25 protein-coding genes are annotated in these 26,272 nt (G+C 65.7%); 11 read left to right on the top strand and 14 right to left on the bottom strand.

Annotation, left to right across the window (positions count from 1 at the left end; all coding sequences use genetic code 11):
- Positions 1-228, top strand: a 228-nt coding sequence (locus KDJ86_RS05910) for a hypothetical protein (RefSeq protein WP_521085260.1), incomplete at its 5' end; no start/stop codon positions are given.
- Between the two features lie 104 nt (positions 229-332).
- Here KDJ86_RS05910 and KDJ86_RS05905 read toward each other — a convergent pair.
- A complete protein-coding gene (locus KDJ86_RS05905) occupies positions 333-2,171 on the bottom strand; it encodes a M3 family oligoendopeptidase (RefSeq protein ID WP_291743918.1) in 1,839 nt (612 codons plus the stop codon).
- A 209-nt stretch (positions 2,172-2,380) separates the two neighbouring features.
- On the opposite strand from KDJ86_RS05905, the gene KDJ86_RS05900 reads away from it, so the two are divergent.
- From KDJ86_RS05900 to KDJ86_RS05890, 3 genes are all read left to right on the top strand, one after another.
- Positions 2,381-3,880 (top strand): sigma-54-dependent transcriptional regulator, encoded by a 1,500-nt coding sequence (locus KDJ86_RS05900; protein ID WP_291743917.1) that lies wholly within the window; start codon positions 2,381-2,383, stop codon positions 3,878-3,880.
- Positions 3,881-4,002: 122 nt separating this feature from the next.
- A complete protein-coding gene (locus KDJ86_RS05895; protein ID WP_291743916.1) occupies positions 4,003-5,658 on the top strand; it encodes a L,D-transpeptidase family protein in 1,656 nt (551 codons plus the stop codon).
- Positions 5,659-5,937: 279 nt separating this feature from the next.
- Complete coding sequence (locus KDJ86_RS05890) at positions 5,938-7,497, top strand: peptidoglycan L,D-endopeptidase MepK (protein ID WP_291743915.1); 1,560 nt, start codon at positions 5,938-5,940, stop codon at positions 7,495-7,497.
- Between the two features lie 120 nt (positions 7,498-7,617).
- Here KDJ86_RS05890 and KDJ86_RS05885 read toward each other — a convergent pair whose 3' ends face one another.
- From KDJ86_RS05885 to KDJ86_RS05875, 3 genes are all read right to left on the bottom strand, one after another.
- Entirely contained in the window at positions 7,618-7,869 is a 252-nt protein-coding gene (locus tag KDJ86_RS05885) for a DUF2312 domain-containing protein (RefSeq protein WP_291743914.1), read from the bottom strand.
- A gap of 88 nt (positions 7,870-7,957) precedes the next feature.
- On the bottom strand, positions 7,958-8,263 hold the full coding sequence (locus tag KDJ86_RS05880; RefSeq protein WP_291743913.1) for a DUF1244 domain-containing protein: 306 nt from the start codon (positions 8,261-8,263) through the stop codon (positions 7,958-7,960).
- A gap of 28 nt (positions 8,264-8,291) precedes the next feature.
- On the bottom strand, positions 8,292-9,128 hold the full coding sequence (locus tag KDJ86_RS05875; protein WP_291743912.1) for an N-formylglutamate amidohydrolase: 837 nt from the start codon (positions 9,126-9,128) through the stop codon (positions 8,292-8,294).
- 66 nt (positions 9,129-9,194) lie between these two features.
- Here KDJ86_RS05875 and KDJ86_RS05870 point away from each other — a divergent pair, with 66 nt between their 5' ends.
- The 3 genes from KDJ86_RS05870 (at position 9,195) to pyk (ending at position 12,276) form a co-directional block, all read left to right on the top strand.
- Positions 9,195-10,112, top strand: a complete 918-nt coding sequence (locus tag KDJ86_RS05870; RefSeq protein WP_291743911.1) for a DMT family transporter — start codon at positions 9,195-9,197, stop codon at positions 10,110-10,112.
- Positions 10,113-10,375: 263 nt separating this feature from the next.
- Positions 10,376-10,837 (top strand): DUF1036 domain-containing protein, encoded by a 462-nt coding sequence (locus KDJ86_RS05865; RefSeq protein ID WP_291743921.1) that lies wholly within the window; start codon positions 10,376-10,378, stop codon positions 10,835-10,837.
- Positions 10,834-12,276, top strand: a complete 1,443-nt coding sequence (gene pyk, locus KDJ86_RS05860) for a pyruvate kinase (protein WP_291743910.1) — start codon at positions 10,834-10,836, stop codon at positions 12,274-12,276. Before KDJ86_RS05865 ends, pyk begins: the two co-directional genes overlap by 4 nt.
- Positions 12,277-12,288: 12 nt before the next feature.
- Here the strand turns inward: pyk and KDJ86_RS05855 are convergent, their stop codons facing one another.
- From KDJ86_RS05855 to cpdR, 3 genes are all read right to left on the bottom strand, one after another.
- The gene (locus tag KDJ86_RS05855; RefSeq protein ID WP_291743909.1) at positions 12,289-12,900 is read right to left on the bottom strand and encodes a tetratricopeptide repeat protein; all 612 of its coding nucleotides are present in this window, start codon (positions 12,898-12,900) and stop codon (positions 12,289-12,291) included.
- A gap of 78 nt (positions 12,901-12,978) precedes the next feature.
- Positions 12,979-13,104 carry a type B 50S ribosomal protein L36 gene (ykgO, locus tag KDJ86_RS05850; RefSeq protein ID WP_291743920.1) on the bottom strand — a complete coding sequence of 42 codons (126 nt, stop codon included), beginning with the start codon at positions 13,102-13,104 and terminating at the stop codon, positions 12,979-12,981.
- Positions 13,105-13,217: 113 nt separating this feature from the next.
- Entirely contained in the window at positions 13,218-13,577 is a 360-nt protein-coding gene (gene cpdR / locus KDJ86_RS05845) for a cell cycle two-component system response regulator CpdR (RefSeq protein WP_291743908.1), read from the bottom strand.
- 159 nt (positions 13,578-13,736) lie between these two features.
- Between cpdR and KDJ86_RS05840 the strand changes: the two genes are divergently transcribed.
- Complete coding sequence (locus tag KDJ86_RS05840) at positions 13,737-14,627, top strand: N-formylglutamate amidohydrolase (protein WP_291743907.1); 891 nt, start codon at positions 13,737-13,739, stop codon at positions 14,625-14,627.
- Positions 14,628-14,912: 285 nt separating this feature from the next.
- Complete coding sequence (gene hisN / locus KDJ86_RS05835) at positions 14,913-15,692, top strand: histidinol-phosphatase (protein WP_291743906.1); 780 nt, start codon at positions 14,913-14,915, stop codon at positions 15,690-15,692.
- On the opposite strand, the gene KDJ86_RS05830 is transcribed toward hisN, so the two are convergent.
- Positions 15,689-16,633, bottom strand: coding sequence for an alpha/beta fold hydrolase (locus KDJ86_RS05830; protein ID WP_291743905.1), 945 nt, complete (start codon positions 16,631-16,633; stop codon positions 15,689-15,691). The genes hisN and KDJ86_RS05830 overlap by 4 nt on opposite strands.
- Before the next feature lie 438 nt (positions 16,634-17,071).
- Between KDJ86_RS05830 and KDJ86_RS05825 the strand changes: the two genes are divergently transcribed.
- Positions 17,072-17,536 (top strand): Hsp20 family protein, encoded by a 465-nt coding sequence (locus KDJ86_RS05825; protein ID WP_291743903.1) that lies wholly within the window; start codon positions 17,072-17,074, stop codon positions 17,534-17,536.
- A 67-nt stretch (positions 17,537-17,603) separates the two neighbouring features.
- On the opposite strand, the gene KDJ86_RS05820 is transcribed toward KDJ86_RS05825, so the two are convergent.
- The 6 genes from KDJ86_RS05820 to KDJ86_RS05795 form a co-directional block, all read right to left on the bottom strand.
- On the bottom strand, positions 17,604-18,659 hold the full coding sequence (locus tag KDJ86_RS05820) for a threonine aldolase family protein (RefSeq protein WP_291743901.1): 1,056 nt from the start codon (positions 18,657-18,659) through the stop codon (positions 17,604-17,606).
- A 46-nt stretch (positions 18,660-18,705) separates the two neighbouring features.
- Positions 18,706-19,209, bottom strand: a complete 504-nt coding sequence (locus KDJ86_RS05815) for a DoxX family protein (RefSeq protein ID WP_291743899.1) — start codon at positions 19,207-19,209, stop codon at positions 18,706-18,708.
- The gene (locus tag KDJ86_RS05810) at positions 19,203-19,991 is read right to left on the bottom strand and encodes an HvfC/BufC N-terminal domain-containing protein (protein ID WP_291743898.1); all 789 of its coding nucleotides are present in this window, start codon (positions 19,989-19,991) and stop codon (positions 19,203-19,205) included. The genes KDJ86_RS05815 and KDJ86_RS05810 overlap by 7 nt, the downstream gene beginning before the upstream one ends.
- On the bottom strand, positions 19,972-20,865 hold the full coding sequence (bufB, locus tag KDJ86_RS05805) for an MNIO family bufferin maturase (protein WP_291743896.1): 894 nt from the start codon (positions 20,863-20,865) through the stop codon (positions 19,972-19,974). Before bufB ends, KDJ86_RS05810 begins: the two co-directional genes overlap by 20 nt.
- 123 nt (positions 20,866-20,988) lie before the next feature.
- Positions 20,989-21,294 carry a BufA1 family periplasmic bufferin-type metallophore gene (locus KDJ86_RS05800; RefSeq protein WP_291743895.1) on the bottom strand — a complete coding sequence of 102 codons (306 nt, stop codon included), beginning with the start codon at positions 21,292-21,294 and terminating at the stop codon, positions 20,989-20,991.
- 80 nt (positions 21,295-21,374) lie between these two features.
- Positions 21,375-21,656, bottom strand: a complete 282-nt coding sequence (locus KDJ86_RS05795; RefSeq protein ID WP_291743893.1) for a BufA1 family periplasmic bufferin-type metallophore — start codon at positions 21,654-21,656, stop codon at positions 21,375-21,377.
- 598 nt (positions 21,657-22,254) lie between these two features.
- Here KDJ86_RS05795 and gltB point away from each other — a divergent pair.
- Positions 22,255-26,272 (top strand): glutamate synthase large subunit (gene gltB / locus KDJ86_RS05790; protein ID WP_521085261.1); only part of this gene is annotated, 4,018 nt, incomplete at its 3' end.

Raw genomic sequence — 26,272 nt, 5'->3', positions numbered from 1 at the left:
GACTTCAATCGCAAGGAGGGCGACATCATCGACCTCAGCGCGATCGACGCCAAGCCGGGCGGAGGCGACAATGCCTTCAAGTATATCGGTGACGACAAGTTCACCAAGAAGGGCCAGGTCAGCTTCAAGAACGGCAAGGTCAAGCTGAACACCGACAACGACGCCAAGGCCGAGGCGGTCCTGATGGTCGACGTCCACAAGATGAGCGCCAGCGACTTCGACCTCTAGGCGGCATCCGCCGCGTCCGAAACGCGGCCTGACGGAACAGCGGCCGGCGCCCAGGCGCCGGCCGCTTCTCATTCTCGATCCGGAGCATTGTCGGAGGCGGCCCCCTACCCGTCCGCGGGAGCCTTCTCCATCGCCTCGAGCTCCCCGATCAGCCCGTCGATCACGCCGAGCCCCCTGCTCCAGAAATCGGGATCGCTGGCATCGAGGCCGAAAGGCGCCAGCAGCTCCCTGTGGTGCTTCGACCCGCCCGCCTTGAGCATGGCGAGATACTTCTCCTGGAACCCCGCCGCCGCGTCTTCGTAGACCGCGTAGAGCGAGTTCACCAGGCAATCGCCGAAGGCGTAGGCATAGACGTAGAAGGGCGAATGGATGAAGTGGGGGATGTAGCTCCAGAACACCTCGTAGCCGGGCTGCAGCCTGATCGCCGGACCGAGGCTCTCGGCCTGCACCTTCATCCATTCCGCGCAGATATCCTCGGCAGTCAGCTCCCCCTCGGCACGCCGGATATGGACCGCCCGCTCGAAGCTGTAGAAGGCGATCTGCCGGACAACCGTGTTGATCATGTCCTCGACCTTGGCGGCGAGCATCGCCTTCCTTTCGGTCGGGTCGGTCGTCTCGACCAGCAGCGACTTGAAGGTCAGCATCTCGCCGAAGACGCTCGCCGTTTCCGCCATGGTCAGCGGCGTCGGCGCCATCAGCGCGCCCTGCGGCGCGGCGAGCACCTGATGGACGCCATGGCCGAGCTCGTGGGCGAGCGTCATCACGTCGCGCACCTTGCCCTGGTAGTTGAGGAGCACATAGGGATGGGCGCTTGGCACGGTGGGATGCGAGAAGGCGCCGGGCGCCTTGCCCGGCCGGACCCCGGCATCGATCCAGCGCTCGTCGAAGAAGCGGCGGGCGATGTTGGCCATGTCCGGCGAGAACAGCCCATAGGCGCCGAGAACCGTCGAGCGCGCTTCGTCGAAGCGGATCGTCCGGCTCGGCACATCGGGCAACGGCGCGTTGCGATCCCAATGGTCGAGATGGTCGCGGCCGAACCACTTGGCCTTCAGCGCGTAATAGCGGTGCGACAGGCGCGGATAGGCGTCCCGCACGGCAGCGACAAGCGCATCGACGACCTCCGGCTCGACCCGATTGGCGAGATGGCGTGACGCGGCGACATCGTTGAAGCCCCGCCAGCGATCGGAAATCTCCTTGTCCTTGGCAAGCGTGTTGGTGATGTGGGTGAAGAGGCGGAGATTGTCCTTGAAGGTCGCCGCGAGGGCTTCGGCCGCGGCCTTCCGCCTCGCGCCGTCCGGATCCTGGAGGAAGTTGAGCGTCGGCTCGATCGCCAGGCTCTCGCCATCGATCTCGAAGCGGAGGCTCGCCATCGTCTCGTCGAAGAGCCGGTTCCAGGCGCCGCGGCCGGTCACCGACTTTTCGTGGAAGAGCTGTTCGACCCGGTCCTCGAGCTCATAGGGCCTGTCCCGCCGGATATCCTCCAGCCAGGGGCGGTAGTGGCCGAGCGCCGGCTCCGCCATTGCCTGTTCGAGCGCCTCGTCCTCGAGCCGGTTCAGCTCGAGCTGGAAGAACAGCAGATGGGAGCTCGCCGCGGTGATCTTCTCCTGGACGTCGCCATAGAATTTGGAGCGGACCGGATCGCTGGTGTCGCCCGCATGAAGCAGGCCGGCATAGGAGATGATCCGCCCGAGCAGGTCCTCCAGCGCCTCGAAGGCCGCCACCGCCTCGGCCAGTTGCTTGCCCGCCTCCTCGCCCGTCGCCAGTTCGCCGAGCTTGCCCTTGTAGCGCTCCTCGAACGCAACCGAGTCCGAGAGCGCCCTCGCCAGGTCCGCGGTCAGTTCGGGCGCATCAGGAGCGGAATAGAGATCGCCGAGATTCCAGTCCGGGAGTTCGCCATAAGGCGTGTCGGTGACGGGGGAGGCGAACGGATCGGATGGAGCCATGGCTGGATCGCTTGTTGTGAATGACGATTCGATAGTGGCCACCAACCCCGCCGCAAATCAACCGCCCGGGCGGCGAAAGCCGAATCGATCCCGCCGGTTCGCACCGGTCTCGCGGGAGGCAACCGGAGATCGGGACTTTCCCCACGATGCACACCGGATTCCGGGCAATTAGCACGCCGTTAACTGCGTGGTCCGATCATCCCGCTACCATGTCCGTATCAATCCTTGTCGTCGACGACGACCCGGTCCAGCGTCGGCTCCTATCCGCCGCCATCGAACGATTCGGCTACCGGCCGGTCGTGGTCGACGGCGGAAGGGAAGCGCTCGCGCGCATCTCCGGGCCGGACGGCGACAGCCTCGCGCTGATCGTGCTCGACCTGATGATGCCCGATCTCGACGGCATGGCGGTGTTGGCAAGATTGCGCGAAATGGATCGCCAGACCCCGGTGATCGTCCAGACCGCCCATGGGGGAATTGATACGGTGGTCAATGCAATGCGGGCCGGTGCAGCCGATTTCGTGGTCAAGCCCGTCTCGCCCGAACGGCTTCAGGTCTCGATCGGGAATGCGCTGAAGCTCGGTGCCCTGGAGGGCGAGCTTGCCCGCGCCAGGCGGGCCGCCAGCGGCACCCTGACCTTCCGCGACATCATCACCAGCAGCCCGGCGATGGAGCGCGTCATCCAGCTTGGCGAACGCGCCGCCACCTCGCAGATCCCGATCCTCATCGAGGGCGAATCCGGGGTCGGCAAGGAGCTGATCGCCCGCGCCATCCAGGGCACCGGCGACCGCCGGTCGAAGCCCTTCGTCACCGTCAATTGCGGGGCCATCCCCGACAATCTCGTCGAAAGCATCCTCTTCGGCCACGAGAAGGGTGCCTTCACCGGGGCGGCCGAGAAGCACACGGGCAAGTTCCGCGAAGCCCATACCGGGACGCTCTTCCTCGACGAGGTCGGCGAACTGCCGGCGGATGTCCAGGTCAAGCTGCTGCGCGCCCTCCAGGACGGCGAGATCGACCCGGTCGGCGCCCGTCGCCCGAGCCGCATCGATTTCCGGCTGATCTCCGCCACCAATCGCAGCCTGATCGATCTGGTCAAGCAAGGTCATTTCCGCGAAGACCTTTACTATCGCCTCAATGTCTTTCCGGTCCGGGTGCCGCCGTTGCGCGAGCGCAGGGAGGACATTCCCGAGCTGGTCCGCCACTTCACCGCCCGTTTTGCCGCCGAGGAGGGAAAATCCGCCATCCGCGGCGTGACCGCCGGAGCGCTTGACCTGCTCCTGCGCTGCGACTGGCCGGGGAATGTCCGGCAGTTGGAGAATGCCGTGTTCAGGGCGGTCGTGCTGGCCGATGGCGCAATGCTGACGCCGGAGGAATTTCCCCAGATCGCCGCGCTTGTCGACGGCGGCCAGCCGGCGCAGGCTCGACCGGCCTCCTCCCCGCCGGTGACGGCCCGCGAGATCACCCTTGCGGACGAGGCACCGGCGACTGCCGGGCCGGAACAGGCGTCGGGCGGCTTCGACCCCTTCGACCCGGGCGGCGACGTCCGTCCGCTCGCCGAGATCGAAGAGGACATGATTCGGCTGGCACTGGAGCGCTACGAGGGACGGATGACGATGGTGGCGCGAAAGCTTGGCATCGGACGGTCGACCCTCTACCGGAAGCTCAAGGATCTCGGAATATCCGAGCCAGGCCCCGGAATCGCCGCCGAATGACCGTTTCCTCTCGATAAAATGATCTTTACCAAGAGCGAATACGGTTGAAATACGGCATCGGTTGGTCTTTTTTGCGACCAGGTGCACCGCCCTCCCGTGGCTCATTGAGACGAGGCTCTTCCATGATCGTTGGTTCTCCATACAGGGCTTTCGCCGGTGCCGCGGCGCTGTGCCTGTCGACCGGGCTTGCCCTGGCGTCGCCGGTGAAGACCGACGCGGCAGCGGCGACCCGGACCGAACCACCGGTCCCCTATGCCATCTATCACCGTGTTCCGGATGCCCGCGCCGTTGCGATGGAAGCGGCGCTCGCGAGCGCGGTCGACGACGGGCTGGTGCACAAGGACGACGTCAAGGACCTGATCGCCTATTATCAGGACCGCGACTTCGCCTTCGTCTGGATCGAAGACGGTAAGCTTACCGATTCAGCCCGTGCGGCCATGGCGCGCATCAAACAGGCCGACGACGACGGGCTTGACGCGTCGGCCTACCAGCTTCCCTGGCAGAATATCGGCGTCTACATCGCGGTCGATCCGTCGAAGCTCGCAGCGGCCGATCTCGTACTCAGCCAGGCGGTCGTCGACTATGCACGGGATGCCTATTCCGGCCGTGTCGCGCCAAAATCGATCAGCGCGAATTTCGGCTACGAGCCGACCAGGCTTGCCGCGGCCGATGTTCTGGGACTGGTTTCGGCCTCATCCGACCCGGCGGCGACCCTTGAGGCCTATAATCCGCCCCAGGAGGAGTTCAGGCTTCTCCGCGCCGAACTCGTGAAGGAGCGGAATCGCGAACGGGAAGAAGCCAAGCCGGATATCGCCTCCGGCGGACTGATCAAGCCGGGGATGAGCGACCCGCGCATCGTCGAGATCAGGCAGCGGCTCGGGATCGCCACCGATGTCGAGGACCCGCAGGTCTACGACGAGGACGTCGTCGCCGCGATCAAGGACTTCCAGAAATCGTCGCATCTCAGGCCGGACGGACTCGTCGGCAACCGGACGGTCGCGGCATTTAATCGCGGCCCCGTCGACAATGTGACGACGATCCTCGCCAACATGGAGCGCTGGCGCTGGGTGCCGCGTCACTTCGGCGCCTATTACGTCCGCGTCAACATTCCCGAATTCAACGTCGAAATCCACAAGGATGGCGCCGTCGTCTACACGACGCGCGTCGTGGTCGGGAAGACGGCCAACCAGACGCCGATCTTCTCCGACGAAATGGAGCACGTCGTCGTCAACCCGGTATGGAATGTGCCGGCATCGATCGCGCGGAATGAAATGCTGCCCCGGCTCCGCGCCGGCAGCGGCCTCGGCGGCTACAAGGTCTACGCCAACATCCGCGGGCGCTACCGCGCGGTCAATCCGCGTTCGATCAACTGGCGCAAGGTGAACATGAACAACATACGGATCAAGCAGCCGCCGGGATCGCGGAACGCGCTTGGCCAGGTCAAGTTCTTGTTTCCAAACAAGTATTCCGTCTATCTCCACGACACGCCGTCGAAAAGCCTGTTCGACCGCGATTCGCGCGCCTTCAGCCATGGCTGCGTCCGCGTCCAGAACCCCTGGGACTTCGCCGAGGCCCTGTTCGCGGATTCGGCCCAGGTCGACGGCGCCAGGCTCAGGAAGATGGTCGGCGGCGGCGAGCGCTGGGTGAACCTCGAGGAGAAGATTCCGGTTCACATCACCTATTTCACCGCCTGGGTCGACGAGAGTGGCGTCCTGCAGACCCGCAACGACATCTACGGCCACGACAAGCGGGTTGCGAAGGCGCTGGGATTAAACTGAAAATTCAGCAACAAGGCAGAGAAATCCGGTTGCCAACCTGCCCCGTAAATGCCACGTTTCAGCCCTAGTCGAGTCAGTGCGACGAAGACGGGGTCGGGACAGGGCGCACCATCCCCCTTTTGGTAAAGCGACGTTAACTTTGTCGCGCGATATTGCGCTGTAGAATAGTCCAGTCACGGGCAAGGACGGCGACGGGTTTTGGGGATTGACGGGGTGAAGCTCAGGGGTATTCGGGGGCACCGGCTTGTACGGCTGCTTTCTCGTGCTTGCGCCACGGCCTTGGTTGGTTTCGCGGTTTCGGGACATGCCGCCTCCGCGGAAGACCGGGCTCTCTATCTCTACAATGCCCACACCAAAGAGCGCGCGACCATCGTCTTCAAGCGCAACGGCTCCTACGATCCGGCCGGTCTTGCCGAACTGAACAGGTTCCTGCGCGACTGGCGTCGCAACCAGCCGATCAAGATGGACCCCCATCTCTTCGACCTGGTCTGGGAAGTCTACCAGCAGACCGGCAGCAGCCGTCCCATTACCGTCATCTGCGGATACCGCGCGCCCGAGACCAACGCCATGCTGCGCCGCCGGTCGAAAGGCGTCGCCCAGAACAGCCAGCATACCAAGGGCAAGGCGCTGGATTTCTACATCCCGGGTGTCGATCTCGCCCAGTTGCGCGCGATCGGCCTGAGGATGCAGGCCGGTGGCGTCGGCTTCTATCCGAGTTCCGGATCACCCTTCGTCCACATGGACACCGGTTCGGTCCGTCATTGGCCGCGGATGTCGCGCAGCCAGCTCGTCAAGGTCTTCCCGAACGGCCACACGCTTCACGTTCCCAGCGACGGCAAGCCCCTGCCGGGCTACGCCGAGGCGCTCGCCGCCTACAAGGCGCGCCAGGCGCGGGGAATTGTCACCGCGCCGACGGATGGCGCCGCCCCGATCGCAGTTGCTGTCGCCGATGAAGTCCCCACTCCGCGCGTCGCCCCGGAGCGCGCGTTGCAGGATGCCACCCTGGTCGCTTTTGGTGCGACCGACCCGGCCGCCGACGCCGCTTCGATACTTGCCTATCCTCCGGCCGACGAAGCCGCCGGCCCGCTCTCCTTCGGCGAGCGTTTCGCGGCCACCGCCAGGCCGGCCGAGCCGGTCGATCCGGTGGCCCAGATGATCGCTTTCGAAACCGCCCATGGCACGCCGGCGACCAGAGCTCCCGATGACCTGATCGCTGCCCTGCTGGAGCGCCAGCAGCTCGAGCGCCCGGCGTCCCAGTCGGCCTCCCTGCCGATCGAGCCGACCGCGGTGGTGTCGACGGTCAATGTCGGTGTGAACCTCAGCCGGCCGCTGCGCGCCGACGCGATCACCACCGCCGTTCTCCGCGACAGCAACGACCGGATCGATGTTCCGGTTCCGCCGGTGCTGGCCTATGCTCCGTCCGACGGCACCGATGCGGCGGACGCCATCGTCACCTCGGGTGTCGTTCCGCACACGAGCCCGATGCGTCTCGCCGGCGCCGCAGCCTCGCCGGTCGGCGAATCAGGGGGTGCGGAGAAGCGCACTGTGACGGTCGTATACGGCGAGGTCATGCATGCCGACCTGACGCTGACCAAGCTCGATACCCAGGGCCTGCGCCTGTGGATCGCCACGCCGTCGACCCGCGAAAAGCGCTACGCTCTCCTGACGATGCCGGACTTCGGTCGTTCGCCCCAACTCCTCGACAAGCCCGGCGCCACATTTGCCGCGCACTTCGAGCCGCAGGTCGACGCCGCCACGCTGCGCACCGACCGCTTCGCCTCGGAGAGTCTCCCGACGCCACAGGTCGTCGATCTGGCCAGCACCGCCGAGCTGCAGTAGCAGGTCATCCGCGCCGGCTTCCCTTGGTGCCTATGGCGTTCTTCGGGCCTCCATGACCATCCTGCGACGTTGCTTGCGCCTTGCATGTCCGTGGTCGGATCCGCAAGCGATGCCCACGTCCTAGTCGGATCGCATTCCCAAAGCATGCAGATAGAGGTCGAGCAGTGCTTCCTGCTCCTGCCGCTCGGCCGTATCCTGCTTCCGAATCCTCACGACCTGACGAAGGATCTTGGTGTCGAAGCCGTTCGCCTTCGCCTCGGCATAGACCTCCTTGATGTCATCGGCGAGCGCCTGCTTCTCCTCCTCGAGCCGCTCGATGCGCTCGATGATCGACCGGATCTGATCGGCTGCGATGCCACCTGTGTCGGCCATTGCCTCGGCTCTCCTTCTCGGTTGGGTCGGCCACGCTGATTGCCCCGGCCAACGCCGCGGGTCAAGGTCGCGCGAAGCGAAAATGGACTCAGTGATCCGGCTTGTTGATGGCGAAGGCGGCGCGCTGCTCGGCCGTCGCCTCGCGCTGGTAGCGCGCGCGCCATTCCTCGTATGGCATGCCGTAGACAATCTCGCGTGAGGTCGCCTTGTCCATCGCAATCCCCTCTGCCTCGGCCGCCTCGCGGTACCAGTTGGACAGGCAGTTCCGGCAAAAGCCGGCCAGGTTCATCAGGTCGATATTCTGGACGTCGCTCCGCTCGCGCAGATGCGCCACGAGCCGTCGGAAGGCGGCCGCCTCGAGCATCGTCCTGGTGCTGTCATCGTGGTCCGACATGGCCTTGGCTCCTTCCCGGTCCCGTGTCCTAGATGGGGTCGACCGCTCCCGACCGCGAGCCGTAATGCCGGATGACATGCAGGTCAGGCTCCGTGTTGAGCGCGGCCAGGACCGGCGCAAGCCGATCGGCCCATTCCTCCGCGCCGCGATCGTCCGAGATCAGGTCCTGCCGCAGCTCGATCAGGCCGTGGGCGAGCCCGCGGCGGGTGCCGTGGCGATACATGCTGTCGCGGATCAGCGCCCCCGAATAGGGCTCGTTGTCGCCGACGACCAGATCGGGATCGGCGGCCAGGGCCTCGACCATCGGCTTTGCCACCCGCGGGTCGGCATCCCAGAGGATTCCGATCTGCCACGGTCGTCCGCGGCCCCTCCAGACCGGAGTGAAACTGTGGACGGAAACCAGGATCGGCACCGTGCCGACAGCGAGGGAACGCTCGATCACGCGGTCGACCTCGGCGTGATACGGCGCGTGATAGAGCGCCAGGCGGCGGGCCCGCTCGGCGGCATCGACGCGGTGGTTGCCGGGGATGACGGCGCCGTCCGAAATCCGCATGATCAGGGTCGGGTCGTCATCGCCGCGATTGGGATCGATGAGCAGGCGCGAGAAGGTCGTCAACACCGCCGGCGAACCGAGGCGTTGTGCAAGGCCGTGCGTCACCGCGCGCGCCCCCGGGTCGTAGGCGATGTGGCGCCGGAACTCGCCGGGCGGCAGCCCAAGCGTCCCGTAGGCCGGCGGCAGCCGGTTCTCGGCATGGTCGCAGAGAAAAATGATGCCCTGGGCCGGATTGCCCTCGATCGTCGCGAAGGGATGAAACGTCTCATCCTCGCCGATCGCGCCGCCCGCCGCGTCCGAAACCATGTCCATGGCGTTCGATATTAGTGACGTGTCGCTTTCTGTGCCATAGGAGGGGCCAGGATCAAGGGCGCCACGATGACACAGTCCCCCGCAACCGGCTCCGAGGCCGCCCCGGCCGCGGCCGGATTGGCGCTTCCCTTCGGCGCCCTGCTGCTCAGCACTCTGACGATGGCCTCGGCGCCGCTTTTCGTCCGCCTCGCGGAGGTCGGCCCCTTCGCCAGCGCCTTCTGGCGCGTGACCGCCGCGCTGCCGGTCCTGTGGCTCTGGGCGAAGCTCGAAACCCGGCGGCGCGGCGAGCCGCCGGCGGCCGTCTACCGGATCGAACCGGCCATCCTCGTCACCGGCCTCGTCTTCGCTGGAGACCTGCTCGTCTGGCATCTTGCGATTCTCAATACGAGCGTCGCCAACGCCTCCTTCTTCGCGCTGATGGCGCCGGTATGGGTGGTGCTCGGATCGGCCCTGCTCATCGGCGAGAAGGTCGGCCGCGGCGGCGTCCTCGGGTTGCTGCTCTGCCTCGGCGGGGTGGTCGCACTTCTCGGGTCGAGCTACTCCTTCGCGTCCGAGAACCTCGACGGCGATCTCTACGGGATCGTCACCTCCGTCTTCTTCGGTGCCTATTTCATGGCGCTCCGCGTTGCCAGGCGGAAGGCCGGAACAGGCCGGATCGTCTTCATGACCTCGGTGATCACCGCGCCCATCCTTCTCGTCGCGTCGCTGATCGCCGGGAACGTCCTCGTTCCACCCGGTCTCGGCGGCGCGGCCGCGCTCGTCGCCCTCTCCTATCTCGGGCACGCTGGCGGACAGGGATTTCTCGCCTTCTCGCTCGGCCACCTGCCGGCGGCCTTCTCGTCGCTCGTCACCTTTCTCAGCGCCCTCGTCGCTGCCGCGCTGGCATGGATATTCCTCGACGAATCCCTCGTTCCGATGCAGATCGCAGGCGCGGCCCTCATCCTCGCCGGCATCTATGCCGCGCGCCCGGCAAGTCAGCCATGATGCTGCCGCCTTCACCGGTGTAAGTGACCAAACTCACTGCACGATTCCAATTTCCGGGATAACGAGACGACGATGAAATCAACCGCCCACGCGTTGACAGGGCAAAACCCGTCGCGCGATAAGAACGTCTCTGGAAACGCCTGATAACCGGTTCGCCAAACTTCGATCCGATGCGATTGCACGCTCAAAATTCATGGCACCGGAAGGCGATCGTGGCCGCCAGCATCGTATTGCTGGCAGCAATCGCGACGGGTGCTTTCTTCATGCTGCGCCAGGACGGCCCGGCCGAAATCCGGCTGCTCGAGGCGGGCGCGGTCCCGGCCGGCGTTTCCGGCAGTCTCACCGCCGAAAGTACCGCCGGCGGTCTCCGCCTCTGCAACAAGACGACCAGCCGCGTCGGCATCGCCATCGGATACAAGGAAGACAAGCGCTGGACCACCGAGGGATGGTGGAACGTCGACGCCAGCAGCTGTGAAACTCTGATGGCCGGCCCACTTGTATCCCGCTTCTACTACGTTTACGCAATTGACTATGATCAGGGGGGCGTCTGGGGCGGCAAGGCGGCCATGTGCACCCGTGACAAGATGTTCACCATTCACGGTATCGAGGATTGCGTGGCGCGCGGATTTGAGAAGACGGGCTTTTTCGAAGTCGACACCGGCGAACAGCGAAGCTGGACTGTCGAACTGACCGAACCGGACGCGACCGGAACGGGGGGCCGATGAGACGGCGGCGCAAGGTCAAGATCCTTGCAACTCTCGGACCGGCCTCTTCGGACAAGGCAAAGATCAAGGCGCTCTCGGACGCGGGCGCGGATGTCTTTCGAATCAACATGAGCCATACCGACCATCCGACCCTTCGGCGGATGGTCAACACCATCCGGTCGATCGAAGCGGAAGGCGAGCGGCCGATCGGCATCCTCGCGGACCTTCAGGGCCCGAAGCTGCGGATCGGGACTTTCGCGAAGGGCAAGATCGATCTGACGCCGGGCAACAAGTTCGTCCTCGATTCCGATCCGAAGCCCGGAGACGGCGAGCGTGTCCATCTGCCGCATCCGGAAATCCTCGAGGCGATCGAGCCCGGACATCGGCTGTTGCTCGACGACGGCAAGGTCCGGCTGCGCGTGGAAAAATCCACCAAGACCCGCGCCACGACCTTCATCGAGGCCGGCGTTTCGCTTTCCGACCGCAAGGGAATCAGCGTCCCGGACACGACCCTTGGCTTGAGCGCGCTGACCGAGAAGGACCGCTCCGACCTCGATGCGGCGCTCGATGCCGAGGTCGACTGGATAGCCCTGTCCTTCGTCCAGCGGCCTGAGGACCTTGCCGAGGTGAAGAAGGTTTCGCGGGGCCGCGCCGCCGTGATGGCGAAGATCGAGAAACCGCAGGCTGTCGAGAGGCTGGCCGCGATTATCGAGCAGGCGGATGCATTGATGGTCGCCCGCGGCGACCTTGGCGTCGAGATGCCGCTCGAACGGGTGCCGGGCATCCAGAAGCAGATTACCCGCGCCGCGCGCCACGCCGGCAAGCCGGTGGTGGTCGCCACCCAGATGCTCGAATCGATGATCACCGCCCCGGTGCCGACCCGGGCGGAGGTCTCGGACGTGTCCACAGCCGTCTTCGAGGGCGCGGACGCGATCATGCTCTCGGCTGAATCCGCCTCCGGAGCCTTTCCGGTCGAGGCCGTGGCGACAATGGACAGGATCGCCATCGAGGTCGAGCGCGATCCGAATTACCCCAGCATCATCTACGCCCAGCGAACCGAGCCCGAGGCGACCGGCGCGGACGCGATCTCCGCCGCCGCCCGGCAGATCGCCGAGACACTGCACCTCGCCGCGATCTGCTGCTACACGGCGTCGGGCGCGACCGCGGTCCGCGCGGCACGCGAAAGGCCCCTGACCCCGATCATCGCCATGTCGCCGATCGCCGCGACCGCGCGACGCCTGTCGATCGTCTGGGGGCTGCATTGCATATCGGGCCAGGAGCCCGGCACGCTGGAGGAGATGGTCGACCGGGCCTGTCAGGTCGCCTCGTCGGAAGGCGGCGCCGTCCCCGGCCAGCGCATCATCGTCACCGCCGGTGTGCCGCTCGGCACGCCGGGCGCGACCAACATGCTGCGGATCGCCTTCATCGGCAGCCATGGCGGCGATTCGCTGAAGACCTGACCCCCCGCGTCGTCAGAGCGATTCGCCGATTTCCTTGGCCTCGAGCTCGTCGAGCGCGTCCCTGATCGTATCGAGATGCGGGTCGATCGCCAGCGCATCCCGGTAGGCGGCCATTGCCCGGGCGTCGTCGCCCAGCGCCTGCAGAACCATCCCGAAGCCGCTCAAGGCGCCGAAATGCCGGGGCTCGAGCTCCAGCACCCGCCCGATATCCGCGATCGACTGACCGTAGTCATCCATCAGGAAATACACCGTCGCGCGCTTGTTCCACCCCTCGACATAGTCGGGTCGCATGACGATGACGCGGTCGAGGAAGTCCAGCGCACGGGGATAGCGCTTCTCCTGCATGGCGCCGAGCGCCCAGTCCATCAGCAGGTCGATCGTATCGCTGTCGGATTCGAGCCAGAGGCTGAGAACCTCCCGTTCGGCCTGTCTCGCCTCGGATTCGTCCTCGCTGCTACGCAGGGTTTCAAGAAGCGCGTCGATCCGCTCGGCCCTGGTCGGCTGCGCGACGGCCGGCGTCTCTTCGCCGGGCGTGGCGGTCGCAGGGCCCTCCTCCGCCCGTGCGGCGACGCCGCCCGGGGCGGTCAGCAAAAAACAGGCAAGAACGAGCGCGATCCTCCGCATCCCGGCAGACTAGCGCCGGCCCCGGACGGTCGTCAAAACAAGCCGTCGTGATGGATTGATCGCGTGCGCGGCGACGCCTCAGCCCTGGCGGGCCTTGAAGCGCGGATTGGCTTTGTTGATCACAAAGACGCGGCCTTTCCGCCGGACAAGGCGGTTGGCGCGATGACGCTTGCGCAGCGAACGGAGTGAATTGCGAATCTTCATGGGTCTATGGCCGGCTCGATCGACCATGCCGAGCATGGCCTTGAGAAATCCGGGCGGAACCTATGGTCCGGCACCAACGCTGTCAAGCGCCGCCCCCCGATGATCGACGGTATTCAGGCGGCAAGCAGCTTTTCGACCTCGTTGACCAGGTCCTTGAGGTGGAACGGTTTCGAAAGCACCTTGGCCGCCGGCGGCGCGTTGGACTCGGGGTTCAACGCAACGGCGGCGAAGCCGGTGATGAACATCACCTTGAGATCCGGGTCGAGCTCGGTCGCCCGGCGGGCCAGTTCGATACCGTCCATCTCCGGCATGACAATGTCGGTCAGCAGCAGGGTGAATGGCTCTTCGCGGAGCCTTTCATAGGCCGACTGGCCATTGTCGAACGACACGACGTCATGGCCGGCATTCTGCAGCGCCTTCACCAGGAAGCGGCGCATATCATTGTCGTCTTCGGCGAGGAGGATTCTCGTCATGGGCGCGTTTCGGCTCCGGTTATTCCACCCCGGGAATAGCGATTCCAGAGTAAAGATCGCGTGAACGCGGGAGTGCAAGGACTTTGCGAGGCTGTGGACACGCCGGGCCGAAATTGGCAACATCCCCGCTCCATATCGACGGTGCCCGAAAACCGCCTGATGCCGACACCGAACGATCCCCCCGCGACACCTGCTTTCGAGATCCTGTCGCCGGACCAGCAGTGTGTGCCTCTGGTCTTCAACTCGCCGCATAGCGGTCGCGTCTATCCGGAAAGCTTCCTGGCCGCCTCCCGCCTCGACCCGTGGACCATCCGCTGTTCGGAAGACACCTATGTCGACGAGCTCTTTGCCTCGGCGGTCGGCCAGGGCGCGCCCTTGTTGCGGGCCAACTTTCCGCGGGCATGGCTTGATGTGAACCGCGAGCCCTACGAGCTCGATCCGAAGATGTTTTCCGGTAGGCTCCCGGATTTTGCCAATGTCCGATCCGTCCGGGTCGCCGGCGGTCTCGGCACCATCGCCCGTATCGTTTCGGAGAGCGAGGAAATCTACGACCGGCCGCTTGACGTCGCCGAGGCGCTCGAACGCATCGAGGCCTATTACAAGCCCTATCACCAGGCCCTGCACGATCTCGTCGCGAGAACCCGTTCGGCTTTCGGCCTCGCCGTCCTCGTCGATTGCCACTCGATGCCCTCGGCGACACGCGGCGGCGCCGGGCGGTTGCGGCCGGACATCGTCATCGGCGACCGCTACGGAACGAGCTGCGCGGTCGAGCTGACCGACATGGCGGCCCAGATCCTGACCCAGCTCGGCTATTCGGTCAGCCGCAACAAGCCCTATGCCGGCGGCCACATCACCGAGCATTACGGCCGCCCCTGCCAGGGCGTCCATGCGCTTCAGATCGAGGTCAAACGCTGCCTCTACATGGATGAACGCAGCCTGGAGCCAACCGCCGGCTTCGAACCGCTGCGAAAGGACCTGTCGATCTTCGTTCAGGGTCTTGCCGGCGCGATAGGGTCTGGCCTGCTTTCCCTGCCCGACGCGGCCGAGTAGCCAAAAAAAAGGCCGCTCGTTTCCGAAGCGGCCTAAGTCTAGGGAGGAAACGCCCAAGGAGGGCAGCGGTATCGCTACCGCACTGCAACAATTGGCTATCTCAACCTCGAAATCAAGAGATCGGATGATGTTTGTCGCTCACAGTTTGTCACAGGCATCCCGATTTTGCGATTGGCAACCCGAACCGATCAAAATAAACGTGACAGATCATATAGTTGAATCAAATGTTGCAGAGCAGCAACATGACCTGCAACACACGCAGGGCAGCCATGCCGGGACCTCTCGATGAACCTTGAAGCCCTCCCCGCTTTCGTGGATCGCCTGGCAAACGCTGCCTCCGATTCGATCATGCCGTTTTTCCGGGCAAGGGTAGAAGTCGAGAACAAGAAGGCCTCCGGCTTCGATCCGGTGACCGCCGCCGACCGTCAGGCTGAGGCGGCAATGCGCCAGCTTATCGAGGCGGGCTTCCCCGACCATGGCATCGTCGGCGAGGAATACGGCTCCGACCGGGCGGACGCGGACTTCGTATGGGTTCTCGATCCGATCGACGGGACCAGGGCCTTCATCACCGGTCTGCCGGTCTGGGGCACGCTGATCGGCCTTCTCCACAACGGGCGTCCGATATTCGGCATGATGGCCCAACCCTTCACCGGCGAGCGGTATGCCGGCGACGGCGAGCGCGCCTGGTACACCGGGCCGGGCGGCGCCCGCGACATCTCCACGCGCCCCTGCCCCGAGCTCGCCGAGGCGGCGCTTTTCACCACCAGTCCACACCTCTTCTCGGAGGAGGAACGGATCGCCTATGAGCGGGTCGAAAAGACCGCCCGGATGGGCCGTTACGGGGTCGACTGCTACGCCTATTGCATGGTCGGCTCGGGCCAGGCGGACATCGTCGTCGAGGCCGGCCTCCAGAGCTACGACATCGTCGCGCTGATCCCGGTCGTCGAGGGGGCAGGCGGGCGCGTCACGACCTGGGACGGCGGCTCCGCCGCTTCCGGTGGCCGGATTGCCGCATCAGGCGACGAACGGCTTCACGAGCAGCTCCTCGAAACCCTGGCCGGTTAGCCGGAGCCCGGCACGAAGGCGTCGAAGGCCGCCCAGAACTGCTCGCGGACGGCATCGCGCTCCATCATCAGCTCATGCCGGGCGCCCGGCAGGATGACCAGCGCCCCGGCGCGCAGTTCCTCCGCCAGCATTTCGGCCGCACCGACCGAGACCACCCTGTCCATCATGCCGATCATGACCAGCGTCGGGATCCCGATCGACGGGGCGAAGTCCGGTTCCGTGGCCTCCGCCATCGCCCTGCAGGCGGCGTGAAGCCAGCCGAAGGTCGGCGAGCCGATCGACACCTGCGGAAGCTGCTTGTAGATCGCCGCGTTGCGGGCGAAGCGCTCCGGATCCCCGGTGAATGGATTATCCTCGAAGACGTTCTCGGCGATCGCGTGGTTATGCGCGCGCGAAAGGTCGAGCTCGCCGAGACCGAAGGCCGTCATCAGCGCCGCGCCGGCCTGGATCATCGCCGGCGACGGGCGCTTCCGGGCAAGCCCCATCAGGGGCGCCGCCAGGACCATTCGGGTAAACCGGGTGTGGCCGGCCCGGGCCGAGCGCAGGCAGACCAGCCCGCCGGTCGAATGCGCCAGCGCGAAATATGGTGGCGGGCAATCCGGCAGGACGACCTGCTGCATGAATGCATCCATGTCCCGGTCGTATTCGTCGAAGCTGTCGACGTGCCCCTTGCTCCGGTTGCGGAGCGGCCGGCCCGAGCCGCCCTGGCCGCGCCAGTCCACGGTCGCCACGGCGAAGCCGCGCCCCCGGAGATCGCCGATCACCTCGAAATAGCGCTCGATGCATTCCGCGCGGCCCTGGAACAGACAGACGGTGCCGACGCTGCGCCGCGTCGTCGGCTGCCATCGCGCGAATCGGAGCCGGACTCCGTCGCTTGCCGTGACTTCGCCGACAACCGCCCCTTCGGGAACAGGGTTGGTTTCGATGCCGTAGAGTTCCATCCGCGCCGCCGGAAAGGGTGTGGATGTCCTGATTAGGCCAGCGCCGTGGGCTTCACAAGCGCCACCTGGAAACCAAGCCGGCGGCGCCCTGGAAGGACGCCGCCGGCAGGTAGAGTACCGGTACCGGAGGGGGGCGGGACGATACCGGACCCATCTTCTGAGGAACGACCGGAGCGGGTTTGGCTATTCCCGTTGGACGACCGACCGAACCAATGCCGCGGACTATGCCCCACCGCTTCTGAACGCAGTCCGAAACCGCCATTCATTTTCGGTTCATCTGCCGGCGGCGAGCGGTGGAAACGGGTCTTGATTCCGTCCGCGACAATTCCCAGATGAGCTTTGCAGGCGCCAATCGGGTCTGCGGAACCCATTGATAACCCGGCCAAAACGGCGGGTTCCCGGGTTCTTTTCCATAGTCGCTCGGAAGGAGGACACACCATGCGTAATTTCGATCTCAGCCCGCTCTATCGCTCGACCGTCGGTTTCGACCGGGTTCTCGGAATGCTCGATTCGCTCGGCAATTTCGACACCACGGCGCAGAGCTACCCGCCCTACAACATCGAACGGACCGGTGAGAATGCCTATCGCGTGACGATGGCGGTTGCCGGCTTCGGCGAGGAAGACCTCTCGATCGAGGCGAAGCAGAACACCCTCACCGTCAAGGGCGAGAAGAAGGAGCAGGCCGACGGCGACGAGAACAAGGTTCTCTATCGCGGCATCGCCGCCCGCTCGTTCGAGCGCCGCTTCCAGCTCGCCGACCACGTCGAGGTGCGTGGCGCCGGGCTTGAGAACGGGCTGCTCCATATCGAGCTGGTACGCGAGATCCCCGAGGCGATGAAGCCGCGGACGATCGCCATCAACGGCAGTTCCAAGAAGCAGGTCGAGGCCAAGGTCGCCGCGTAATCCGCGCGATCTTCATCGATCGGAGGGCGCCCCATGCGGGCGCCCTTTCTTTATCGCGACACGAAGCTCAGCCGGCGCCAAGCAGCGCCAGGAGTTGCTCGACCTCGGCGTCGCTGGTCCGGAAGGACGTGACCAGCCGCACCAGCACTTCCTCCGGTCCCGGCAGCGACGCGGCGGGCAGCCCCGCGCTCGACCACGGGTGATAGACCGCGCCCGCGGCCTTCAGGCGCTTGTCCAGTCCAGCCCCGAGCACCGCCAGAACTTCGTTCGCGGCCGGTTCGAGCGCCAGCCTGGCCTCGTCGCAGGACCGTATCCCCTCCGCCAGGCGCTTCGCCTGGGCATTGGCCTGCCCGGCGAGTGTCAGCCAGCGGTCATTGTCGAAATAGGCCGAGAATTGTGCCGCGACGAACCAGGCTTTCGAAAAGGCATGGCCGATTCGCTGCCGCATGAAGCCGAAATCGCGCGCATCGGCGGGATTGAAGAAGATCACGGCCTCGGCGGCGAGACATCCGTTCTTGGTACCGCCGAACGACAGGACGTCGACTCCGGCCTTCCACGTCACCTCGGCCGGCGGCAGGCCGAGGCTCGATACCGCGCCGGCGAAACGGGCGCCGTCCATGTGGAGCGCAAGCCCCCGGCGCTTCGCCACCGATGCAATCGCGGAGATCTCCTCCGGCAGGTAGACCTGACCGAGTTCGGTGGCCTGGGTGATGCTGACGGCGACGGGTTGGCCGTGATGGAAGCCCTGTTCGGGATATGCCGCGATGGCCTCGGCCAGTCCGCCGGGCGCGAGCTTGCCGCCCTCTCCCTCCAGCGCGACGATCTTCACCCCGCCGAGGAATTCCAGCGCATTGGCCTCATCGACATTGATATGCGCCTGGGCATGGCCGAAGACGATGCCGCCGGGCCGGCCATAGGCGGAAATGCCGAGTGCGTTGGCGGCGGTTCCCGTGCCGACGAAGAACACGGCGACCTCGCGCCCGAATACCTCGGAAAAGCGATCCACCACCGCCTTCGTCAGCGCGTCGCCGCCATAGGCCGGCCCGCCAAGACGGGCCTGTTCGGCGAGCGCTTCGACGATGCGTTCGTCGGCACCCGCCCAATTGTCGCTGGCAAAGATCATGATCGGCCGCCCGATTCGAGCCGCGCCGAAGCGCGTCCTTGGTTGATCAGCGGTTCTTCCAGGAATCCCAGATCAGGAAATCCACCGACAGCCTGCCGGGACCGTAGGCGATGAGCCCGAGCGCCATGGCGGCCCAGGGAAGCTGCTCGTTCGGCCAGCTTTGCGGATTGACCATGAAGATCACGATCGCCATGCCGAGCAGCCCGAGGGCGGACAGGCGGGTGGCAAAGCCGATGACCAGCGCCGCCGGCAGGATGATCTCCGCGAAACTCCCCGCCCAGGCGAGGATGTCGGCATAGGGAAGCGACGGCGCCTCCTTGAAGAAGCCGAGCTGGGCAAGCAGGTTCAGCTTGTATTCGTTCTCATACAGGTAGGATGTCGCGGGCGACAGGTCGAGGAAGCCGTTCCACCGGACCAGTCCGGAGCGGAAGAACGGCACGGCCAGGGCAAACCGAAGCGCGAATGACGCAATTGCCTGAATGAAGATCATGTAGCCCCCGCCAGCCCAGTGTGCGCGCGCCGCAGGCGCCGCCTCTTGATATGTCACCATGGCGCTGGCTCCGGCTGGCGCCGGAAGTCCACAAAGGCACCCGCACTGATCAGGCCCGCAATGTTGCCGCTGAGATCGAATCGTGAGTCGGATGCTTCTCCGATCACCGCCGCCGATCCCAGGGTTTCGCCGGCTGCCAGAGCGTCGACAAACGCCACACCGCCGGGAGGCACGACTCGTACCTCGACCTCCGCATCCGGTCTGACGATCAGTGCATCCTCACCGACCGCAAAGTCAACCGGCGATGGCGGCACATCGGAAACATTCATCCGCCAGATCGTGATGATCGGAAAGCGCGACGGCACGATCCGCAGCGACGGGTGGAGGGAAAAGACGGCGTCGGGCAGGTCTTCCGGCGGGATTCCTGCCAAATCCGCCGCGCCGAGCGGTTTTGCATCGGCGGCGTGATACGCCTCGCGCCAGGCGCGTTCGAGCCGGGCGACGTCGGGCAGGTAGGGCAGCGAGGCGGCCGGCTCGAAGCCCGCGATGAAATCCGGAAACGTGACGCCATAGTCGAGGAGCACCGGCGACGTCGGCGGCGTCTCGAGCACATAGTTGCGCGCCATCGCCCGGAAGAATTCCTCGCCGACGATCCGACCGACCGCGGGAAACGCGCCGGCCAGCGCGTTACCGAGCGCGACCAGGACGTTGTTGCGGTAAACCGCGAAGCGCCTTGGCGCCGGGCCGCCGTCGGGGCCCACGACGCCGGCCGGCGGAGGGATGGCGGGGTCGCGAAGGGCCGCCGCGAAGTCCGCCTGGACGTCAGACAGCGAGCGCAACATCGGCTTCCTCCGGCGTGTCGGCGCCGAGCAAGACGGCTTCCACCCGCCGCGCCTCCTCGAACAGCGTCGGCCAGTCGGGGAGGTCGTTGTCCCATTCGACAAGGGTCGGCACCGGCCCGGCGCGCGACACCGCGTGGGCGTAGAGCGCGATCACCGCCGGGTCGGCCGGCCGGTCATGCGCATCGATCAGCAGCGGATCGCCGTGATCGTCCTCTTCCGGCGCATAGCCCGCCATATGGATTTCGCCGACGAGTTCGACCGGGAAGCGGCTGATGTAATCGGTGGCGTTCCAATGCTGGTTGGTGCAGGACACATGGACGTTGTTGACGTCAAGCAGCAGCCCGCACCCGGTCCGCTTCGCCACCTCCGTGAGGAATTCGATCTCGCCGATCGTGCTCTCGACAAAGGCGACATAGGTGGACGGGTTCTCGAGCAGCATCCGTCGTCCGACGGTGTCCTGGACCTCGTCGATATGGTCGGACACGCGCCGCGCCGACTCCTCGTCGTAAGGGATCGGCAGCAGGTCGTTGAAGAAGACGCTGTCATGGGTCGACCAGGCGAGGTGTTCTGAGAACAGCCCCGGCTCGTAGCGCTCGTTGAGCGCCTTCAGCCGCAGGAGATGGTCGCGATCGAGCGGATGCGCCGCGCCGATCGACAGGCCGACGCCGTGCAGCGACAACGGATAGCGCTCGCGAATCGCGGTCAGGTAGCGGTGGGGCGGGCCACCGGCGCCCATGTAATTCTCGGCATGCACCTCGAACCAGCCAACGTCCGGCGACTCGCCGAGGATCGCCTTGTAGTGCTCGGGCTTGAGGCCGACGCCGACCCGAGATGGAATTCTCGACGAGTGGAAATCGGGATTCTGGGAAAGCATCTGCGTTCACCCGGACTGGCGGCGGCATGTCCGGCAACCTCCCCTCGGCCGTGGGCCGCCTCACCGCGCCGGGGGACCCGGAGGCCGCGAGGCGGCCTCCGGGGTTCGGATGGAAGGGGCATCCTACATGGCTTCGAGGGTACCCATGCCGCCGTCCGGCGTCTCCATCGACGTGCAGGTGCCCTTGGCGACCAGCTTGAAGTCCGCGCCGCTGTAGTCGACGGTTGACATTCCGGCACACGAATGGCCGTTGCCGCCGCAGTCGTTGTCACCCTTCATGGCAACGCCGTAGCACATCTCGTAGTCGCCCGTGGCCATCATCTTCTTCGTCTCGTCCGGACCGGACGTATGGGCCGCGGCGAGCGAGGCAATGGCCGTCGTCATCGCACCGGCCAGCGTCGCGACAGTGAGTTTCCTGATTGTCGACATGTCTTTCTCTCCTTTTCGTTCACCCCGCGGGCGAACTCTCCTTGTCCTGGTATTGGCCCCCCGGCCCCGATCACGCCGCCTCAGGTCGGGCGCTGGATCGGCTCGAGGCTGCCCGGGCCGAAGGGCGTCTCCATATCCGTGCAGGTACCGGCCGGAACCAGCTTGAAGGACTGGCCGTCATAGTCGATCGTCGCCGTTCCGGCGCAGGAATGGGCGCCGGCGGCGCAGTCATTCTGGCCCTTCAGCGAAACGCCGTAGCACTTCTCCATTTCGGCGGCCGAGGCCGGCACGGCAAAGGAAGCGACCGCAGCGGTGACGGCCCCGGCCAGCACAGCGGTGGTAAGGTTTCTTGCAGTGGACATCAGTAGTTTCCCTTTGTTTGGACCCGGGTGTTCGATGATCCTGGACCGGCGCGTGCCGCCCGTGTAACGACCCCAAGCTGCTCGACTGACTCGGACCGGCGCGTCATGTGGCCGCCGAGACACCGACGACATTGACCGGATGCCCCGTAAATAGAAAATCAAGTGGACGTTACGGATTTCGCACGCCCGCCTCACACCCCTGTGATGCAGGCTTGAGCCGGCGGCGCGTATTCCGCGAAGGCCGGCAATGGCAGAGCCCATCTTGCCCGCCAGGCAGAAATCTGCCAATGTAGAGCGATAGGACAGGAATGCTGTCCAAGTTGGGGCGGGTCACCTCTGGGGGAAGAGGCGCACCGGTCTGGAAGCGCCTACGCACGTGGTCGGCCCGACCAGTTGCGCATGGCGCTGCGCTCCTGTGAAATGGACGTGTCTCCCGATGAGGGGAGACGTGCCTTGTTTGATGCAGGGCGTCCACCGCATCGCCCCGGCTCGATTTCCAAGGAGAGTCGGCGGCTTGCGATCGGATGCCGGGGATCGTGGGCCTGGAGGGGATCGGGTTACGGCGATGACGGAGAAAGCGACGATGAACAGCGCCCAGATGCGCGCGCCGTCCAATGGGGACCGGTCGCTTGCGACGAACGGCTGGCCGAAGAGACGCCAGGCCGCCGGGCTGTATGATCCCATGCGCGAGCACGACGCCTGTGGCGTCGGCTTCGTGGCGAACCTGCGCCGGGAGAAATCCCACAAGATCGTGCAGAGTGGCCTCAAGATCGTCGAGAACCTGACCCATCGCGGCGCGGTCGGCGCGGATCCTCTGGTCGGCGACGGCGCCGGCATGCTGGTGCAGACCCCCCACCGTTTCTTCACGGCGGAGGCGGAACGCCTCGGCTTCGCCCTGCCGGAGCTCGGCCGCTATGGCGTCGCCTTCATCTTCATGCCGCGCGACGAGGCGCTGCGCACCGAGATGATCGCGACCGTCGAGGCGGCGGTCGCCGGGGAAGGGCTCTCGCTTCTCGGCTGGCGCGACGTGCCGGTCGACAACAGCTGCCTCTCCCAGGCACCGGAAATCCGCGCCAGCGAGCCGTTCCATCGCCAGCTCTTCGTCGGCCGTCCGGACGACGTCGCCGACGAGGAGGCCTTCGAACGCAAGCTCTATATCGTCCGCAAGGTCATCTCGGCGCGGATATTCGAGCGCTATAGCGGCCTCGACAACGACTTCTACATCGTGTCGATGTCGTGCCGGACCGTGGTCTACAAGGGGATGTTCCTGGCGTATCAGCTCGGCGCCTATTACCGCGACCTCCACGACCCGCGGTTCGAGTCTGCGCTGGCGCTCGTTCACCAGCGCTTCTCGACCAACACCTTCCCGTCGTGGCGGCTGGCCCATCCCTACCGGATGGTCGCCCATAACGGCGAGATCAACACCGTGCGGGGTAACGTCAACTGGATGGCAGCGCGCCAGGCGACCGTCGAATCGCCCTATTACGGCGACGACATCTCGAAGCTCTGGCCGGTCTCCTATGAAGGCCAGTCCGATACGGCCTGCTTCGACAACGCGCTCGAATTCCTGATCCGTGGCGGCTACTCCATGCCGCAGGCGGCGATGATGCTCATTCCCGAGGCCTGGGCCGGCAACCCGCTGATGGACGAGGACCGGCGCGCCTTCTACGAGTATCACGCGGCGCTGATGGAGCCGTGGGACGGCCCGGCCGCGGTCGCCTTCACCGATGGCCGCTACGTCGGCGCGACGCTCGATCGCAACGGCCTGCGCCCGGCCCGCTACATGGTCACCGCCGACGGTGAGGTGATCATGGCCTCGGAGGCCGGCGTGCTGCCGGTGGAGGAAAGCCGCGTCGTCAGGAAGTGGCGCCTGCAGCCCGGCAAGATGCTGCTGATCGATCTCGAGAACGGCCGGATCATCGACGACGACGAGATCAAGGCCGAGTTGTCGGCGAATCACCCCTACCGCAACTGGCTGGCACGGTCGCAGATCGTTCTCGAGGATCTTCCGGCGGTCGCGGCGCGCACGCCGCCGGCCAACGGTACCCTGCTCGATCTTCAGCAGGCCTTCGGCTACAGCAGTGAAGACCTCAAGATGCTGATGACGCCGATGGCCACGACCGGCCAGGAAGCCATCGGCTCGATGGGCAACGACGTCCCGATCTCGGCACTCTCCGACCGGTCGAAGCTGCTCTATACCTATTTCAAGCAGAACTTCGCCCAGGTCACCAACCCGCCGATCGATCCGATCCGCGAGGAGCTGGTGATGTCGCTGGTCTCCTTCATCGGGCCGCGGCCGAACCTGTTCGACCTCGAAGGCCAGGGCCAGCGCAAGCGCCTCGAAGTGCGCCAGCCGATCCTGACCAACGAGGACCTCGAGAAGATCCGCGCGATCGGCGAGCTCGACGACAACCCGTTCGATTCGGTGACGCTCGACATCACCTTCCCCGCCGACCACGGTCCCGACGGCATGGGCGCGGCGCTGGACGAGCTGTGCAAGGCGGCCGAGAAGGCGGTTCGCGACGGCATCAACATCATCATCCTGTCCGACCGCACGGTCGGCGCGGAGCGTGTGCCGATTCCGGCGCTGCTCGCTACCGCCGGGGTCCACCATCACCTGATCCGCGTCGGCCTGCGCACGTCGGTCGGTCTCGTCGTGGAGACCGGCGAAGCGCGCGAGGTGCACCATTTCTGTGTCCTCGCCGGCTATGGCGCCGAGGCGATCAACCCGTATCTCGCCTTCGAGACGCTGACGGCGATGAAGGACGATTTCCCGGAGGAAGTCGACGACCGGGAGGTCGTGTCCCGCTACATCAAGGCGATCGACAAGGGCATCCTCAAGGTGATGTCCAAGATGGGCATCTCGACCTACCAGTCCTATTGCGGCGCCCAGATATTCGACGCGGTTGGGCTGACCAGGGAATTCGTCCAGCGCTACTTCACGGGGACGGCGACGACGATCGAAGGCGCCGATCTCAGGGCGATCGCCGAGGAGACGCTGCGTCGCCACGCGGCGGCATTCGGCGACTCGCCGGTATTGCGCCACGCGCTCGACGTCGGCGGCGACTATGCCTTCCGGATGCGCGGCGAGGCTCACGTCTGGACGCCGGCGTCGGTATCCGCCCTGCAGCACGCGGCCCGGGGCAATCTGCCGGACAAGTATCGGGAATTCACCCGGCTGATCAACGAGGCCGACGGCAAGCATCTGACGATCCGGTCGCTGTTCCGCATCAGGTCGGCGGAGGAAGACGGACGCCGGCCCGTGCCGCTCGAGGAAGTCGAAGCCGCCGCCGAAATCGTCAAGCGTTTCTCGACCGGCGCCATGTCTTTCGGCTCGATCAGCCGCGAGGCGCACACGACGCTGGCAATCGCCATGAACCGGATCGGCGGCAAGTCGAATACTGGCGAAGGCGGTGAGGAACCCGACCGCTTCAAGCCGCTGCCCAACGGCGATTCGATGCGTTCCGCCATCAAGCAGGTCGCTTCGGGCCGCTTCGGCGTCACCGCCGAATATCTGGTCAATTCGGACATGATCCAGATCAAGATGGTCCAGGGCGCCAAGCCCGGCGAAGGCGGGCAGCTGCCCGGCCACAAGGTCGACGCGGTGATTGCCAAGGTTCGCCACTCGACGCCCGGGGTCGGCCTCATCTCGCCGCCGCCGCATCACGACATCTATTCGATCGAGGATCTCGCGCAGCTCATCTTCGATCTGAAGAACGTCAATCCGGCGGCCGCGATCTCGGTCAAGCTCGGCTCGGAGGTCGGCGTCGGAACGGTCGCCGCGGGCGTCGCCAAGGCGCGTGCCGACCATGTCACCATTGCCGGTTACGAGGGTGGCACCGGTGCATCGCCGCTGACCTCGATCAAGCACGCCGGCAGCCCGTGGGAAATCGGCCTGTCGGAAACCCACCAGACCCTCGTCAACGAGGGGCTGCGCGGCCGCATCGCGGTACAGGTCGACGGCGGCATCCGGACCGGTCGCGACGTCGTGGTCGGGGCGCTTCTCGGCGCCGATGAATTCGGGCTTGCCACGGCGCCGCTGATCGCGGCCGGCTGCATCATGATGCGCAAGTGCCATCTCAACACCTGCCCGGTTGGCGTCGCCACCCAGGACCCGGTGCTGAGGAAGCGCTTCACCGGTGCGCCGGAGCACGTCGTCAACTACCTGTTCTTCGTCGCCGAGGATGTCCGCGAGTTGATGGCCGAGCTGGGCTTCCGGAGCTTCGACGAGATGGTCGGTCAGATGCAGATGCTCGACCGCACCGCGGTCGTCGAGCACTGGAAGGCCAAGGGCCTTGATTTCAGCCGGCTGTTCCACAAGCCGGTGCCGCGCGACGGCGTCGCCATCTACCACTGCGAGGAGCAGAATCATCCGATTTCGGACATCCTCGACCGCCGCCTGATCGAGGCGGCGCGCCCGGCCCTCGAGGAAGGCAAGCCGGTGATCATCGAGGAGACCATCGGCAACACCGACCGGACGGCCGGGGCCATGCTCTCGGGCGAAGTCGCCAAGCGCTATGGCTTCGACGGCCTGCCCGAGGACACGATCGCCATCAAGCTGACCGGAACCGGCGGACAGAGCCTCGGCGCCTGGCTGATGTCGGGGGTCAGCATGG

This window comes from Bauldia sp. (assembly GCF_020442045.1).
Classification (GTDB): domain Bacteria; phylum Pseudomonadota; class Alphaproteobacteria; order Rhizobiales; family Kaistiaceae; genus Bauldia.
The sequence above is the reverse complement of the archived record's forward strand: the minus strand, read 5'-3'. Positions and strand labels throughout refer to the sequence as shown.

What these genes read in the sequence shown, in the direction of transcription:
- KDJ86_RS05895 (WP_291743916.1), top strand. Translation starts at nt 4,003, where the DNA reads ATGATCGTTGGTTCTCCATACAGGGCTTTCGCCGGTGCCGCGGCGCTG.
- KDJ86_RS05900 (WP_291743917.1), top strand. Translation starts at nt 2,381, where the DNA reads ATGTCCGTATCAATCCTTGTCGTCGACGACGACCCGGTCCAGCGTCGG.
- KDJ86_RS05840 (WP_291743907.1), top strand. Translation starts at nt 13,737, where the DNA reads ATGCCGACACCGAACGATCCCCCCGCGACACCTGCTTTCGAGATCCTG.
- KDJ86_RS05820 (WP_291743901.1), bottom strand. Translation starts at nt 18,659, where the DNA reads ATGATCTTTGCCAGCGACAATTGGGCGGGTGCCGACGAACGCATCGTC.
- pyk (WP_291743910.1), top strand. Translation starts at nt 10,834, where the DNA reads ATGAGACGGCGGCGCAAGGTCAAGATCCTTGCAACTCTCGGACCGGCC.
- KDJ86_RS05830 (WP_291743905.1), bottom strand. Translation starts at nt 16,633, where the DNA reads ATGGAACTCTACGGCATCGAAACCAACCCTGTTCCCGAAGGGGCGGTT.
- KDJ86_RS05795 (WP_291743893.1), bottom strand. Translation starts at nt 21,656, where the DNA reads ATGTCCACTGCAAGAAACCTTACCACCGCTGTGCTGGCCGGGGCCGTC.
- KDJ86_RS05865 (WP_291743921.1), top strand. Translation starts at nt 10,376, where the DNA reads ATGCTGCGCCAGGACGGCCCGGCCGAAATCCGGCTGCTCGAGGCGGGC.
- KDJ86_RS05825 (WP_291743903.1), top strand. Translation starts at nt 17,072, where the DNA reads ATGCGTAATTTCGATCTCAGCCCGCTCTATCGCTCGACCGTCGGTTTC.
- cpdR (WP_291743908.1), bottom strand. Translation starts at nt 13,577, where the DNA reads ATGACGAGAATCCTCCTCGCCGAAGACGACAATGATATGCGCCGCTTC.
- KDJ86_RS05810 (WP_291743898.1), bottom strand. Translation starts at nt 19,991, where the DNA reads ATGTTGCGCTCGCTGTCTGACGTCCAGGCGGACTTCGCGGCGGCCCTT.
- KDJ86_RS05800 (WP_291743895.1), bottom strand. Translation starts at nt 21,294, where the DNA reads ATGTCGACAATCAGGAAACTCACTGTCGCGACGCTGGCCGGTGCGATG.
- bufB (WP_291743896.1), bottom strand. Translation starts at nt 20,865, where the DNA reads ATGCTTTCCCAGAATCCCGATTTCCACTCGTCGAGAATTCCATCTCGG.
- KDJ86_RS05815 (WP_291743899.1), bottom strand. Translation starts at nt 19,209, where the DNA reads ATGGTGACATATCAAGAGGCGGCGCCTGCGGCGCGCGCACACTGGGCT.
- KDJ86_RS05875 (WP_291743912.1), bottom strand. Translation starts at nt 9,128, where the DNA reads ATGGACATGGTTTCGGACGCGGCGGGCGGCGCGATCGGCGAGGATGAG.
- KDJ86_RS05870 (WP_291743911.1), top strand. Translation starts at nt 9,195, where the DNA reads ATGACACAGTCCCCCGCAACCGGCTCCGAGGCCGCCCCGGCCGCGGCC.
- KDJ86_RS05885 (WP_291743914.1), bottom strand. Translation starts at nt 7,869, where the DNA reads ATGGCCGACACAGGTGGCATCGCAGCCGATCAGATCCGGTCGATCATC.
- ykgO (WP_291743920.1), bottom strand. Translation starts at nt 13,104, where the DNA reads ATGAAGATTCGCAATTCACTCCGTTCGCTGCGCAAGCGTCATCGCGCC.
- KDJ86_RS05905 (WP_291743918.1), bottom strand. Translation starts at nt 2,171, where the DNA reads ATGGCTCCATCCGATCCGTTCGCCTCCCCCGTCACCGACACGCCTTAT.
- KDJ86_RS05880 (WP_291743913.1), bottom strand. Translation starts at nt 8,263, where the DNA reads ATGTCGGACCACGATGACAGCACCAGGACGATGCTCGAGGCGGCCGCC.
- KDJ86_RS05855 (WP_291743909.1), bottom strand. Translation starts at nt 12,900, where the DNA reads ATGCGGAGGATCGCGCTCGTTCTTGCCTGTTTTTTGCTGACCGCCCCG.
- hisN (WP_291743906.1), top strand. Translation starts at nt 14,913, where the DNA reads ATGAACCTTGAAGCCCTCCCCGCTTTCGTGGATCGCCTGGCAAACGCT.